At 50.4% G+C, this 13,431-nt stretch carries 14 protein-coding genes; 3 read left to right on the forward strand and 11 right to left on the reverse strand.

Annotation, left to right across the window (positions count from 1 at the left end; all coding sequences use genetic code 11):
- Positions 1-6: 6 nt before the first annotated feature.
- Positions 7-1,413 (reverse strand): mannose-1-phosphate guanylyltransferase/mannose-6-phosphate isomerase, encoded by a 1,407-nt coding sequence (locus tag EZV72_RS09710; RefSeq protein WP_137167060.1) that lies wholly within the window; start codon positions 1,411-1,413, stop codon positions 7-9.
- 570 nt (positions 1,414-1,983) lie between these two features.
- Positions 1,984-2,946 carry a glutathione S-transferase family protein gene (locus EZV72_RS09715; RefSeq protein WP_137167061.1) on the reverse strand — a complete coding sequence of 321 codons (963 nt, stop codon included), beginning with the start codon at positions 2,944-2,946 and terminating at the stop codon, positions 1,984-1,986.
- A gap of 200 nt (positions 2,947-3,146) precedes the next feature.
- Between EZV72_RS09715 and tcdA the strand changes: the two genes are divergently transcribed.
- Both tcdA and EZV72_RS09725 read left to right on the forward strand, forming a co-directional pair.
- A complete protein-coding gene (gene tcdA / locus EZV72_RS09720) occupies positions 3,147-3,920 on the forward strand; it encodes a tRNA cyclic N6-threonylcarbamoyladenosine(37) synthase TcdA (RefSeq protein WP_137167062.1) in 774 nt (257 codons plus the stop codon).
- Between the two features lie 49 nt (positions 3,921-3,969).
- Complete coding sequence (locus tag EZV72_RS09725; RefSeq protein ID WP_137167063.1) at positions 3,970-4,377, forward strand: hypothetical protein; 408 nt, start codon at positions 3,970-3,972, stop codon at positions 4,375-4,377.
- A 21-nt stretch (positions 4,378-4,398) separates the two neighbouring features.
- Here EZV72_RS09725 and EZV72_RS09730 read toward each other — a convergent pair whose 3' ends face one another.
- From EZV72_RS09730 to EZV72_RS09740, 3 genes are all read right to left on the reverse strand, one after another.
- On the reverse strand, positions 4,399-4,890 hold the full coding sequence (locus tag EZV72_RS09730) for a DUF2919 family protein (RefSeq protein ID WP_137167064.1): 492 nt from the start codon (positions 4,888-4,890) through the stop codon (positions 4,399-4,401).
- A 72-nt stretch (positions 4,891-4,962) separates the two neighbouring features.
- Entirely contained in the window at positions 4,963-5,709 is a 747-nt protein-coding gene (locus tag EZV72_RS09735) for an RIO1 family regulatory kinase/ATPase domain-containing protein (RefSeq protein WP_175405087.1), read from the reverse strand.
- Between the two features lie 105 nt (positions 5,710-5,814).
- Entirely contained in the window at positions 5,815-6,255 is a 441-nt protein-coding gene (locus EZV72_RS09740) for a MarR family winged helix-turn-helix transcriptional regulator (RefSeq protein ID WP_137167066.1), read from the reverse strand.
- 161 nt (positions 6,256-6,416) lie between these two features.
- Between EZV72_RS09740 and rimO the strand changes: the two genes are divergently transcribed.
- Complete coding sequence (gene rimO, locus EZV72_RS09745) at positions 6,417-7,853, forward strand: 30S ribosomal protein S12 methylthiotransferase RimO (RefSeq protein ID WP_137167067.1); 1,437 nt, start codon at positions 6,417-6,419, stop codon at positions 7,851-7,853.
- A 37-nt stretch (positions 7,854-7,890) separates the two neighbouring features.
- On the opposite strand, the gene EZV72_RS09750 is transcribed toward rimO, so the two are convergent.
- From EZV72_RS09750 to msbA, 6 genes are read right to left on the reverse strand one after another with little or no spacing between them, the layout of a single operon-like run.
- Entirely contained in the window at positions 7,891-8,895 is a 1,005-nt protein-coding gene (locus EZV72_RS09750) for a Kelch repeat-containing protein (RefSeq protein ID WP_137167068.1), read from the reverse strand.
- Positions 8,889-9,548 carry an SDR family oxidoreductase gene (locus EZV72_RS09755; RefSeq protein ID WP_137167069.1) on the reverse strand — a complete coding sequence of 220 codons (660 nt, stop codon included), beginning with the start codon at positions 9,546-9,548 and terminating at the stop codon, positions 8,889-8,891. The genes EZV72_RS09750 and EZV72_RS09755 overlap by 7 nt, the downstream gene beginning before the upstream one ends.
- A 26-nt stretch (positions 9,549-9,574) precedes the next feature.
- Entirely contained in the window at positions 9,575-10,321 is a 747-nt protein-coding gene (gene kdsB, locus EZV72_RS09760; protein ID WP_137167070.1) for a 3-deoxy-manno-octulosonate cytidylyltransferase, read from the reverse strand.
- Between the two features lie 2 nt (positions 10,322-10,323).
- A complete protein-coding gene (locus EZV72_RS09765) occupies positions 10,324-10,518 on the reverse strand; it encodes a Trm112 family protein (protein WP_137167071.1) in 195 nt (64 codons plus the stop codon).
- Between the two features lie 25 nt (positions 10,519-10,543).
- Positions 10,544-11,554, reverse strand: coding sequence for a tetraacyldisaccharide 4'-kinase (gene lpxK, locus EZV72_RS09770; RefSeq protein ID WP_137167072.1), 1,011 nt, complete (start codon positions 11,552-11,554; stop codon positions 10,544-10,546).
- A gap of 11 nt (positions 11,555-11,565) precedes the next feature.
- Positions 11,566-13,314, reverse strand: a complete 1,749-nt coding sequence (msbA, locus tag EZV72_RS09775; RefSeq protein WP_137167073.1) for a lipid A export permease/ATP-binding protein MsbA — start codon at positions 13,312-13,314, stop codon at positions 11,566-11,568.
- Positions 13,315-13,431: the final 117 nt, after the last annotated feature.

The raw sequence follows: 13,431 nt of genomic DNA on the forward strand, positions 1-13,431 counted from the left end.
CTGCTCCTATTTAGCAGTACGGCCGTAGCGGTCAGAAAAACGAACAATATCATCTTCGCCCAAATACGCACCGGATTGTACTTCAATCAGTTCCAGTGGAATCTTGCCCGGGTTTTCCAGCGCATGAACTTCACCAATCGGAATATAGGTCGATTCATTTTCCGTCACCATTCGGGTGTCTTCACCAATGGTCACACTGGCAGTACCAGAAACCACAATCCAGTGTTCTGCACGGTGATGGTGCATCTGAACCGACAGTTTCTCACCCGGCTTCACGGTGATGCGCTTAACCTGGAAGCGAGCACCGGCATCAATGGAGTCATAGCTGCCCCATGGGCGGAATACTTCACGATGGAATTCAAATTCCGGGCGTTTTTCCTGCTTCAGTCGGTTCACCACATTTTTGATGTCCTGCACTTTATCTTTATGCGCCACCATGATGGAGTCCTTGGTTTCCACCACAACGACATCATCAAGACCGATAACCGAAATCAGACGACCTTCCGAGTTCACATAACTGTTTTTCACCCCTTCCAGGATGGCATCGCCTACCACGACGTTACCATTTTCATCCTTTTCTGAGGTTTCCCACAGGGATGACCAGCTACCGACATCCGACCAGCCGGCATCCAGTGGAACCATCGCCGCCTGTGCGGTTTTTTCCATTACCGCATAATCGATGGAGTCATCCGGGCATGTCGCAAACGTGTCAGCGTCAATACGGATAAAGTCCAGATCTTTTGATTCGCTTTCAATCGCTTTTTTGCAGATTGCCAGCATTTCAGGGTGATGCTTTTCAAGCTCTTCCAGGTAGCGGCTGGCTTTAAACATAAACATACCGCTGTTCCAGAAATATTCTTTAGAGTCGACATATTGCTGCGCTGTTGCCAGATCGGGCTTTTCAACAAACTGTTCAACCGCAACCCCGTCACCCAGTGCTTTAGCGGCTTTGATATAGCCATAACCGGTGTGCGCACAGTCCGGCACAATACCAAAGGTTACCAGATGCCCTTCGTCAGCCAGTTTCTCGGCTTTAGTAATAGCCTGATGGAATTGCGCGGTATCTTTAATTAAGTGGTCTGCCGCCAGCACCAGTAAGGTTTCATCCTCGTCACTGGCCAGTGCATGCAGTGCAGCCAGCGCGATGGCCGGTGCGGTATTGCGGCCTACCGGCTCAAGCAGGATGCCACCATGCTGAATATCTTTTTGACGTAGCTGCTCGGCAACTAAGAAGCGATGCGCTTCATTACAGATAACAATAGGCTGCTGCGCGTTGACACCATTTAACCGGGCCAGTGTTTCCTGCAGCATCGTTTGTTCTGATGTCAGTGCGAGAAATTGCTTTGGAAGCGCTGCCCGGGATTTTGGCCACAGACGACTGCCTGTACCACCTGCCAAGATTACTGGTTTCATTCTATTTCCTATGATTTTACGGCTTAAGCCCTAATTAGTCCTGTTCTCATGGTAATTAAGCACTAGTGCTCAATCAATGAGATAACTAAATTTTACTACGTATTTTCACCGAACCCGACCATTTCAGGTAACAAACCTGTTGCTTTACCGGTGTTATTTATTTGATTCATGTTCATTCACCGGCCCGGCGAACAAACAGTGATTACTGATATTGCTCAAAACCGGTGTAAAGCGCATTTGATGCGCGGTAAACCGGTACGTGATATGAGCATGCCATTAACCAATATTATGCAAAGAGGCATATTTGCCACACACTTTCACCACTCAATTAGCAGCAAAAACCAGACCACCCTTACAGATAACGTATTACGACATGATAGATATCGCCTGAGCTGCTTGCTTGCAATACAAACATACTGTTTACCCGGCCGGAATATACTTCTGTGCTAATACTTTTAGATTAGCATTTTGGATTGATATCCAGCTGTTTTAATTGCCTGTACGCATCGCCACAGTGTCACTGGTTTTAATCCTGCTGATCCGCTGGCAATAACGCTTAGGCGCCGGCGGTTAAAATAACGCTTCCCTGCCATGCGGGCTGTTCAGGTCAAGAGCCGGGCCAACCGGCACAACCTGAGTTGGATTAATCATGGTATGGCTAAAGTAATAATGTCTTTTTATATGATCAAGATTAACGGTTTGTGACACTTGCTGATACTGATAGAGTTCGCGCAGATAACCGGAAATCGCCGGATAGTCAGCAATACGTTTCAGATTGCATTTAAAGTGACCATAATACACCGCATCAAAGCGAATAAGTGTCGTAAATAAGCGCCAATCAGCCTCGGTCAGGGTGGCGCCGGTCAGATAACGCTGGTTAGCCAGGCGCTGCTCCACGGTATCGAGTGCCCGGAACAGCGCAGTAACGGCTTCTTCATAAGCGGCCTGGGTGGTGGCAAAGCCGGCTTTGTATACGCCATTATTAATATGGTGATAAACCAGCGCATTAATCTGATCGATTTCCGGTGCCAGCGCTGACGGATAATAATCGTCATCATTGCCGGTAATATCATTGAATGCTGAATTAAACATACGAATAATGTCAGCCGACTCATTGCTGACAATGGTTTCCTGCTTTTTATCCCATAGCAGCGGTACAGTTACCCGCGTGGTGACATGCGGATCGACCCGGGTATACATTTCATGCAGAAACTCACTGCGATATAAAGAGTCACCCGTGGCGCCGGGGTAACCCGCAAAAGTCCAGCCTTTATCCAGCATCTCCGGCGACACCACATCCACACTGATATGAGACTCCAGATCTTTTAAGTGGCGCATGATCAGCGTGCGATGCGCCCACGGACAGGCCAGTGATACATACAAATGATAGCGCCCGGATTCGGCCGGGAACCGGCTGTCTTTATCAGCGCTTATCGCGTGCCTGAATGTGGCTTCCTGTCGCTCAAATTTACCGCCATTACTTTTTGTGTCATACCATTTGTCCTGCCACTTACCATCAACTAACAATCCCATTTTGTTCTCCTTGTAAGGCAATATTCATTCTTTTTTATTTAGTGCTATTACTACCATAAGGGGCAGCGAAATGATCAGTTTGATGCATGGTGGTACTCCGGGCTGCTGTGCACAAAATTCGTATTAACGGGCTGAGTGACGCTACATTTTAAGGTAAACTTGCGCCCCAGAGATAAGTGGTAAGCGGAATATTGCAGTAAATGAGTGACAAACAACGATTTGGCGGCACGGCCCGTCTGTATGGTAACGATGCTCTGGTCAAACTGAATGCATCACACATATGTGTGATTGGTATTGGCGGCGTCGGCTCGTGGAGTGCTGAAGCACTGGCGCGTTCTGGTGTTGGCCGAATCACCCTGATTGATCTGGATGATGTGTGCGTCACCAACACTAACCGGCAAATCCATGCACTGACCACGACTGTCGGACAGCCCAAGGTCGATGTTATGGCGCAGCGCATCGCGCTGATTAATCCGGAGTGTGAGGTTACCTGTATCGAAGATTTTGCGACACCGGATAATGTGCAGACCCTGCTTACCAACGAATTTGATGCCGTGATCGAAGCCACCGACAGTATTCGGGCTAAAGCAGCCATTATTTACTGCTGTAAGCGCCGCAAAATACCGGTAGTCACGGTAGGTGGTGCCGGCGGGCAGATTGATCCGGGCCAGATAACCCGGGCTGATTTAGCCAAAACCATCCAGGATCCGCTGGCAGCCAAATTACGGTCTGAGCTGCGTCGTAATTATGGGTTTAGCAAAAATCCTAAACGCCGGTTTGGCATAGAATGTATCTTTTCTACTGAGCAACTGCGTTACCCTCAGCCAGATGGTAGTGTATGCTTTAATAAATCCGTAATGGAAAATGGTACGCGACTTGACTGCGCCGGTGGATTCGGGGCATCGGTCACCGTAACTGCAACCTTCGGCATGCAGGCCGCCGCCAGTATCATTAATAAGTTAACCGGTCATTAGACAAACCGGTCAGCGCGTATAACAATAACAGTAAAGCAGGGAGACCCCCATGGACCAGCAAGAGCTTAACCAGCTAATGCAGGAATCTGCCACTGATGCGGTACACAGTGCTCAGGAAATGTTTGGCATTACACTTAGTTTTGACGCGGCCAGTATTGCGCTGGTTGATGAGGTGTTGATACGGGTTGTTCAGACCTATAACGACAAGGCACTGCAAGACAGTGCAGTCTTTACTCTGTGTAATATTTACGGCGCCTATATTGGCGAAGTATTTAAAACCCTGGCCGGTGGGCAGTGGCGCTACGACCAGAGCGAGCCGGATGCGCCGTTTGTTGTGCTTGATGTGGGTGACCGCTCTTATGCTTTTGCCGGGATCTGCTATGAGCGTCTGGTCAATGATACTACCATCAGTGTTCGCGCATATTTTGACCTGGCGCTGGAAAACCAGAAACAGTAGCGAAGGTGCGCCGGACCGTCGCTAAGCTGTTGTATCAGACATGTCAGGCTGCTGCCAGTCTTTGATCAGCAATCGGATGTGCTGGCTGCGTAGCAAAAATGTTGTCAGCAAAGCCAGTCCGGCAATCTGTAATGCCAGAATCAGTTCAAACCGCCAGTGCAGGTGAATCAGTTGCTGCACCAGCATAGTAGCTACCAGCACAACGCCGCTGAAACACAATGGTAAAATCAGCACAACCCAGCGCCTGTACCCTGCCTTCCAGAGCCGCTGTCGGTTTCCTAACAAAAGTGCTGTCAGTATAAACGGAATAGTGGCTGCCAACTTTAGCCACAACAGATGCTGATCAGGGTAAAATACCGCCAGCAAGTCTGAGGTTTGCCCCATACTGGCCAGCGCGAAAATCAGTACCAGCCAGTCCAGTGCATTCATCAGCAATAACAGATAGAGCCAGCGAGGCGGTTTGATAACACCACTGTCATCATAACAGTGCAAAGGAAGCGGTAGTGAGGGCATATCGATCTGGCGCTACAACAAAAAGCAATAAAGAACACGTATGGTAACCAGACACGCGTCAAACACAAAGCGCTAAAACTTATCCAGCAGATTTCGAATAATGTCCAGCCCCAGGATTTGTGCTGCCAGAGCCTGCAGGCGCGCCTGCATCCGGGCCACCGGATATCCTCTGAACACCCAGAATTTGCGCTTATGGTTATACTGCTCAAATAAGCGGGCTTTGGTATCTGGCATTGCCTGCGCGCCCAGTTGCTGCCACGCTTTATATGCGCCGGTCAGATCAGCCCCGCGCATAAAACGCTGCAACCAGCGGGGGAACTTACGCAAACTCACGGCTGACTGATAATCAATAAAATGTGGCATACCCTGCTCGGTACACACCACATTGCCAAAGTTACGCAAATCCAGATGTGATAAACCGGCCCGGTGCATTTGAGCAATCATACGCTCCATCCGGGTAAAAAATGCCGGCGGTAACTTGCGTTCGTCATGGCGCAGGGACTTCAGGGTTTCGCCTTTTACAAACGGATAGGCAAATGCGACCGGATTTAAGGCATAACAACTCACATCAAACAGTGACAAAGAAGACAGCAGTGTCAGCGCACGGACCTCCCGCTTTACAAAACTTCTGGCCAGTGTTTTTCTGACCCACCACGGGCACTGGCTGAAATCCTTAATAATATAACTGCCCTGCCCGGTTGAGACCTTATAGACCTGCGCATTGGCCCAGCGCCCGGCATGTAGTAAACAAACACCTGATACATTAGCCGGCTTTTGCAATGCCCGGGACAGTGCCCGCTCCGCCTGCTCAATATTCACTCTGATCATCCTGGAAAAACAATGGAATCAGGGTATTGTCCGCACACATTGTTGCCTAGGCAACTTCGTATAGAGAAACAGGCAGGTTTTCACGATAAATGCCGCTTAAAGCTTTTTAAGACAGCCGCTTAAAACATTCTCGACAACTTTCATATCGCTTTCATTTACATCTTGCAGACTGTGCTGATACACCTGCGCCACACAATCACAGGCTTTTTCAAACCGGGCCTGACCGGAAGCTGTCAACGCAATCATCTGCGAACGATTATCAGACTGTAAAACCCGTTCAACCAGTGCCTTGCATTCAAGCCGTTTGAGCATCCGACTCATCGCCCCTTTATCGTAAGCCAGGGCGTCGCACAGTTGGGTGGAGGTGGCTTGCTTCATGTCTGACAGCGTGACCAGTACCCCATACTGGGCAGCAGTCAGATCACAGGCCGCCAGAGTGTTATCCAGTTTGACTAACAGGGCATTGCGCAAATGAATCACGGTACGGCAAACCCGGGTGGCGGCATCATCGGATGAACACCCCTGTTCGGTAGGCAAAATAAACTCCTCAATGTTTAGTGCTGCACGGCTTGTACACCATACTGATTACCCAGCGGACTGGCAATTTTTCTGCCAGTGCGAAAAACCTGACCCGCCCGGATAGTGTCTGAGCGGCTTAGTGGTATACTACCGACAACAAAAATTGATAAGTTGTTTCAATGTCAGTAGAAAAATATACACCGAACCAAACGACCACGCTAAGCACACCTGTGAAGGTGTTAAGCAGCGAACAGGCCAGCCAGACAATCAGCCAGCCGAACAAAAACAGCCGGATTGGTTTTATCAGCCTAGGCTGCCCGAAGAACCTGGTTGACTCAGAGCGTATTTTAACGCAACTGCGCACCGAAGGTTATGATGTTGTGCCCTCGTACAATGACGCCGATCTGGTTGTGGTCAACACGTGCGGATTCATTGACGCCGCCGTGGAAGAGTCACTGGACACCATTGGTGAAGCCCTGGCTGAAAATGGCAAGGTGATTGTCACTGGTTGCCTGGGTATTAAAGAAGATGAAATTCGCGAGGTGCATCCAAATGTGCTGGCGATCACCGGCCCTCATGCTTACGAGGAAGTGGTTGAACAGATTCATACTCACCTGCCCAAGCCAGAATTTAATCCGTATGCAGACCTGGTGCCGGATCACGGGGTTAAGCTGACGCCGCGTCACTATGCTTACCTGAAAATTTCAGAAGGCTGTAATCATCGCTGTACCTTCTGCATCATCCCGTCTATGCGGGGCGATCTGGTCAGCCGGCCGGTGGGCGAAATTCTGGATGAAGCCAAACGACTTAAAGCCGGCGGTGTCAATGAACTGCTGGTGATTTCTCAGGATACCAGTGCTTTTGGAGTAGATGTAAAACATCGCACAGGTTTTTGGGATGGTATGCCGGTTAAAGCGCACCTGCAGCAGCTTTGTGACAAACTGGGCGAGTTAGATATGTGGATTCGGCTACACTATGTTTATCCCTACCCGCATGTTGACGATCTTATTCCTTTAATGAACGAAGGTAAGATCCTGCCATATCTGGATATTCCGTTACAACACGCCAGCAAGCGTATTCTAAAACTGATGAAACGCCCGGGTAGTGCCGACCGGACTTTGGAAAGAATTAAAAAGTGGCGCGAGATCTGTCCTGAGCTGATTATCCGCTCCACCTTTATTGTGGGCTTCCCAGGTGAAACTGAAGAAGAATTTGAGGAGTTGCTGGAGTTCATTCGTGAAGCGCGTCTGGATCGGGTTGGCTGCTTTATGTATTCACCGGTAGAAGGCGCCAAAGCCAATGACCTGCCAGACCCGGTGCCAGAAGAGGTTAAGCAGATCCGACACCGCCGTTTTATGGATATTCAGGGTGAAATCAGTGCGGCACGGTTACAGGAACGCATTGGTAAAGAATATCAGGTGGTGATTGATAGCGTCGATAGTGAAGGCGCTATTGGCCGCAGCTACGCTGATGCACCGGAAGTCGATGGTGTGGTCCATCTTAACGGTGTTTACGATGTTACCCCCGGCCAGCGCATCTGGGCTGAGGTTATTCATGCCGATGAGCATGATGTCTGGGCCGTACCGGTCGAGGATGAAGACGGCGATGCCGAATAACTGACTACCACAGGCCCGCTCAGACGGGCCTGTTTTTTTAGTTCAGTTTTTTCAGTTTGCTGACTACCGCCGACGTTTCTATCGCCCCGGCTTTGGCCGCACCGCCAATCAGCCAAATCTGATCGCTGAGCATCACAGCACCCAGCCCATGCCGGGCCAGCGGCATGATAGATGCATGCGACCAGCGATCCCGCTGTAAATCGTAGCGCCAGACTTCGTTATATACACCGCCGCCGTTGTCAAAATACTCGCCGCCAAACACAAAAATATTATGCCGGTAACTGACGCAAGCCATCCCAGCCTGAGCCTGCGGCATAGGTTTCAGGCTTTGCCATTCGCTGGTTTTTGGATCAAACACTTCATGGACGGCAACATTTCCTTTGCCTACCTGCCGGCCGCCGATAACATGAATTTTATGATCATAAACTACCGCACAGGCACTGTTACGGGGAGTTGGCAGTTCGGTGGCGGTTTTCCATATACCACTGTCAGGTTCATAAATACCGTGCCAGTTGGTATCGGTGTGATCCCGCCATTGCCCATTAGCCTCGGAAGACTGAATCCGACCGCCAATCAGGTGGATATGGCCATCCAGATATACCACCACAGGCTCGGACACCGGCTGCGGCAACTGCCCCTGATGATGCCAGGCATTCTGCTTCGGGTTGTAGCGTAAAATACTGTCAGTGCTGGTCCACGGACCCTCTTGCGTTTCAATAAACCCGCCAAACAGCCACAAATCCTTGTCTCCGGCTGCCAGCACGGCATGATGCCGGGGTTCAGGTAACGGTGCCAGTGATTGCCACTGTTGCGCAGAAGGCTCCAGGCGATAAACCCCGTCGCTAACGATAAACCCGTTATCTGACTGATTCAGTCCGCCAGCCACGTAGATATTTTTGTCCAACACCGCCGGATAGATTTCCTGAAGGGGCTCAGGCAAGAAAGGACCAACGCTCCACTGATAATCGGTTACCGGCTCTGTGGCCGAGACTGTGCCGGCACTGAGTATCAGCGCCAGACACCAGCGTACCGGCTTTACCATGGCAGCGTGTCACCATTGGAATGCACAAACTGTCCGGTAGTGTCCATGTTCAGCTCTTCAAGTCGCTGCACAAGGCGGCTCGCTGCTGTGGCGGTATCAATATCCCCGGCGTTGTTCACCATTTCGGTCTGTACAAAACCCGGATGCAGCAATGCCACAGCAATATTGCGGTCTTTAAGATCATGGGCCAGTGAGACACCCGCAGCATTGAGGGCAGCTTTAGACATCCGGTAACCATAGTAACCGCCTGAGCCATTATCTGTCATTGAGCCCATGCGACTGGTGATCAGACCGATTTTGGCGCCCTCATGCAGATTTCCCAGCAATCGCTGAGTTATCAGCAAAGGCCCCAGTGCATTAACCCGAAACTGATAGTCAATGGTGTTCGGATCCCAGTCTCCTAACGATTCCTTGCCCAGCACACCGGCATTATTGATCAAAATATCAATGGCTACATTTTTCAGCGGAGCCAGAGCTTCTGTCAGGCCATCGGGGTTTGCCACGTCCACGCCTTTCACTAACGTAGCGCCGCTTTTATTCAAATCATCACAGCTATTGCGGCATAACGCATAAACCTGATGTCCCTTATCCAGATAAGCCTGAACCAGTGCCAGTCCAATGCCTCTGTTTGCGCCGGTGATTACAATATTCATGGCAAACCTCCTATGTTAAATCTTACCTATAAAATACTCAGCAAATGAACCAGATCCTCAGGTGTATCAATGCCCACCGGTGGCGCGGCAACCGCCACATCTACATGGATTTTATCGCCGTACCATAATGCCCGTAACTGTTCCAGCGACTCCAGCTGCTCCAGTACGGTAGAAGGATATTCAACATACCGGGTGATATAGCTGGCACGATACGCGTATATACCGATATGCCGCAAATAGCCGCCCGGCTCTAACGACTCGGTTCTTTCCAGCATCGCTGCCCGGTCAAACGGAATCGCTGAGCGGGAAAAATAAATGGCTTCCTGATGCTGATTAGCGATGACCTTCACCATATTCGGGTTAGACACATCGTCGGCATTATCAAACGGGGTGGCCAGAGTGGCCATCGGAATATCCGGCCGGTCAGCCAGATTCGCCGCCACCTGCTGAATGTTTTCAGCCGGCACAAATGGCTCATCTCCCTGTACATTTACCACGATGGTGTCTTCAGGCAGTTGCAGCGTCTTTACCACCTCGGCCAGTCGCTCTGTACCCGAATTATGGTCAGAGCGGGTCATACATACTGTACAGCGCTCGCCCACGGCTTCACCAATACGCTCGTCGTCGGTCGCCACCACCACCTGACTGGCGCCCGCTTCAAACGCCCGGTCAATGACATGGGCAATCATCGGCTTGCCTTTAATGTCAGCAAGAGGTTTACCGGGAAACCGGCTGGACCCAAACCGGGCCGGAATAATTACCACAAAGGACATGCTTACTTAACCTGCTCAAGCTGTTCGGTGGTTAAGGTGGTAGCGTGGGCTTCAATTAACACCGGAATACCATCTTCAATAGCATAGGATAAACGGTCAAACCGACACACCAGTGACTGTTTGTCCTCGCCTATTTTCAGTTTTCCCTTGCAGACCGGACAGGCCAGCACATCCAGAAGTTTTGTATCAAACACCATGGTGTATTCCTATTATCTGTATTATTTACTTACGCTTTTTAGTGCGAAGTGTATTATCCAATTGTCGATAAAATGCAGCGGGTAAACCGGCCGAGGCTTTCACATACCAACAGTCTTGATGGGCAATGCCCACCAGTTTCACCGCATCTTTTTCGGTCATAATCACGGTTTGAGGCGGAATATCGGCTGCGCTGTACTGATAGTGGTCCGCAAACCCGGTGGTATCCGTCAGACTGACCCCATGGTCCTTTAGCTGGCGAAAAAAACGTCCCGGATTACCGATACCGGCAATGCCATGTACGCTGTGAAACTGACCGGAAAATGCTTCAAGAGATAGCTGTTTAGACGGGTCAGCCACATTCACCACGCATTCGTGCGTCAGTGACATTGGATATTGCGGGGGCACCACACCTAATAAACGAGCTTCTTTGAAACAGCTGACATTGTGTAATATGGCATCTACCGTATCCAGCCGCCAGATCCCTTCACGAAGCGGGCCCATTGGCATCAGGTAACCATTGCCATAGCGCCGCTCATCCATCACCACAATTTCCATATCCCGGGCCAGCGCATAATGCTGCAGACCATCATCGCAAATTATTACGTCGCAACCGCACTGGTCAGCCAGAAACGCCGCCCCCCGGGCCCGCTGTGGGTCTATGACCACCGGCAGACCGGTGCGGCCGGCCATCAGATGCGGCTCATCACCCACCACTGCCGCGCTGTCTTTTGCACTGACCTGGTGAGGAAAGGTGCGGTGACTGCCGCCATATCCACGGCTCAGAATGCCCGGCTGCCAGCCCTGCTTTTGCAGGTATTCAGCAATATCCACCACCACCGGCGTTTTACCGTTGCCGCCCACACTGATATTGCCCACCACAATGACTTTGGCGTGAGCTGGCTTGGTGCTGGTTTTAAATCCGGCGGCAAATAAATAGCGCCGGATGCCTGAAATAAGACTGAACAGCACCATCAGCGGCCACAAAAAAAACAACCACCAGCGAAAGCTGTACCAGGCCTTTTCAATCGCTTTCACAGCAGACTCCGTCAGTCTTTTTCACCGAACTGCAGGGCATGCAGCTGCGAGTAAGGCCCTTTACTGGCCAGCAGTTCATCGTGTCGACCGCGCTCAATAATTTCTCCCTGCTCAACCACCATGATCTGATCAGCATTTTCGATGGTCGACAGGCGATGTGCCACTACCAGGCTGGTACAGGATTTTTGTAAAGTTTCCAGGGCATCCTGAATCAGTCGCTCTGATTCAGTATCCAGCGCCGAGGTTGCCTCATCCAGAATCAGAATAGGCGCATTGGCCAGAATGGCCCGGGCAATCGCTATTCGCTGTCGCTGGCCACCAGACAGCATCAGGCCATTTTCACCCACAATACTGTCTAACCCTTCTGGTAGCTGGTTAACAAATTCCGTGACGTGGGCCATGTCCGCCGCTTTTTGGATCTGCTCTAGGCTGACATGCTGATTGGCACCATAGGCGATATTGTTGGCAATGGTATCGTTAAACAGCACCACATGCTGAGACACCAGAGCAAACTGACGGCGCAGTGATTTAAGCTCAATCTCATGCAAGTCATGTCCGTCAATACGAATATGCCCCTGCTGCGGCGAGTAAAAGCGGGTCAGCAATGATGAAATGGTCGACTTACCGCTACCAGAACGTCCGACCAACGCAATGGTTTGTCCGGGACTGGCAGAAAAAGAGATATCTTTGAGAGCCGGGGTTTCTTTATTGGGGTAGGCAAAAGTCACATGCTCAAAGGCAATTTCGCCTTTGGCTCTTTCTATCACCTTACGCCCGGTATCCGGCTCATTTTCTTTATCCAGAATTTCAAAGATACTGGTACACGCCGCCATGCCTTTTTGAAACTCGTTATTTACCGTGGTCAGCTGCTTTAATGGTTTTAACAGCATTACCATATAAAACACCACGCTGACAAAGGTACCGGCGGTCAGGTTTTCCATCATTGATGGCATGCTGGCCATGTACAACACAAAGGCCAGGGCAATGGAGGCAATCACCTGAATGGAGGACACGCTGAGTATCTGGGTGACATTCAGCTTCATATTCTGCTGTCGGTTGTGATTGTTTTTTTCCTCAAAACGCTCTTTTTCCACCGCCTGGCCGCCAAACATCAGAATCACTTTATGGCCTTTGACCGCCTGCTCCACCGCCGCGGTGACCGTGCCCATTGACTGCTGAATATTACGGCTGACTTTTCTGAAGCGCTTACTGACCAGCGACACGATAACGCCCACAACTGGACCAATCAGCAGGAAAATCATGGACAGCTGCCATGAGTAGTAGAACATAACCGCCAGCAAACCAATGACCAGCGCCCCTTCCCTGACCAGCGTCAGACAGGCTTTACCCGCAGCATTGGCAACCTGTTCAGTATCATAGGTCACTTTACTGATCAGCGAGCCGACCGCCTGGGTGTCGTGAAACGCCACCGGCAGGTGCAGGTATTTTTCAAACAGCTGCTGGCGCATGGTCATCACCACCTTAGCGCCAATCCAGTTAAGCGTGTAGGTGCCCATAAAATTGAATACACCACGCAGTAAAAACAACGGCACAATGGCATAAGCCGCCACGCGCAGGAACGAGCTGTCGTTATTGGCCAGTGATTCGTCAATCAGGGTTTTCAAGTGGGCAACCACGTAGGTATCTAATGCTGAATAGCCAATCATACCGATAATGGCGACAAAAAATTCTATTTTGTAATCACGTAGATAGCCCAGAAAACGTCGAACCTGGCCTTTAGAGTAGTCAGTTTGCTGCATGTAATTCTTTCGTTCTTCCAATCTGCGGCACATTGTACCTGTTCAAACAAAAATTCCATAATCCAACCGGCATTCCGGCACAAATACCCACGCCAAGAGCAGGCATAATCCCTCATT

This window comes from Salinimonas lutimaris, assembly GCF_005222225.1.
In the GTDB taxonomy this organism is placed as follows: domain Bacteria; phylum Pseudomonadota; class Gammaproteobacteria; order Enterobacterales; family Alteromonadaceae; genus Alteromonas; species Alteromonas lutimaris.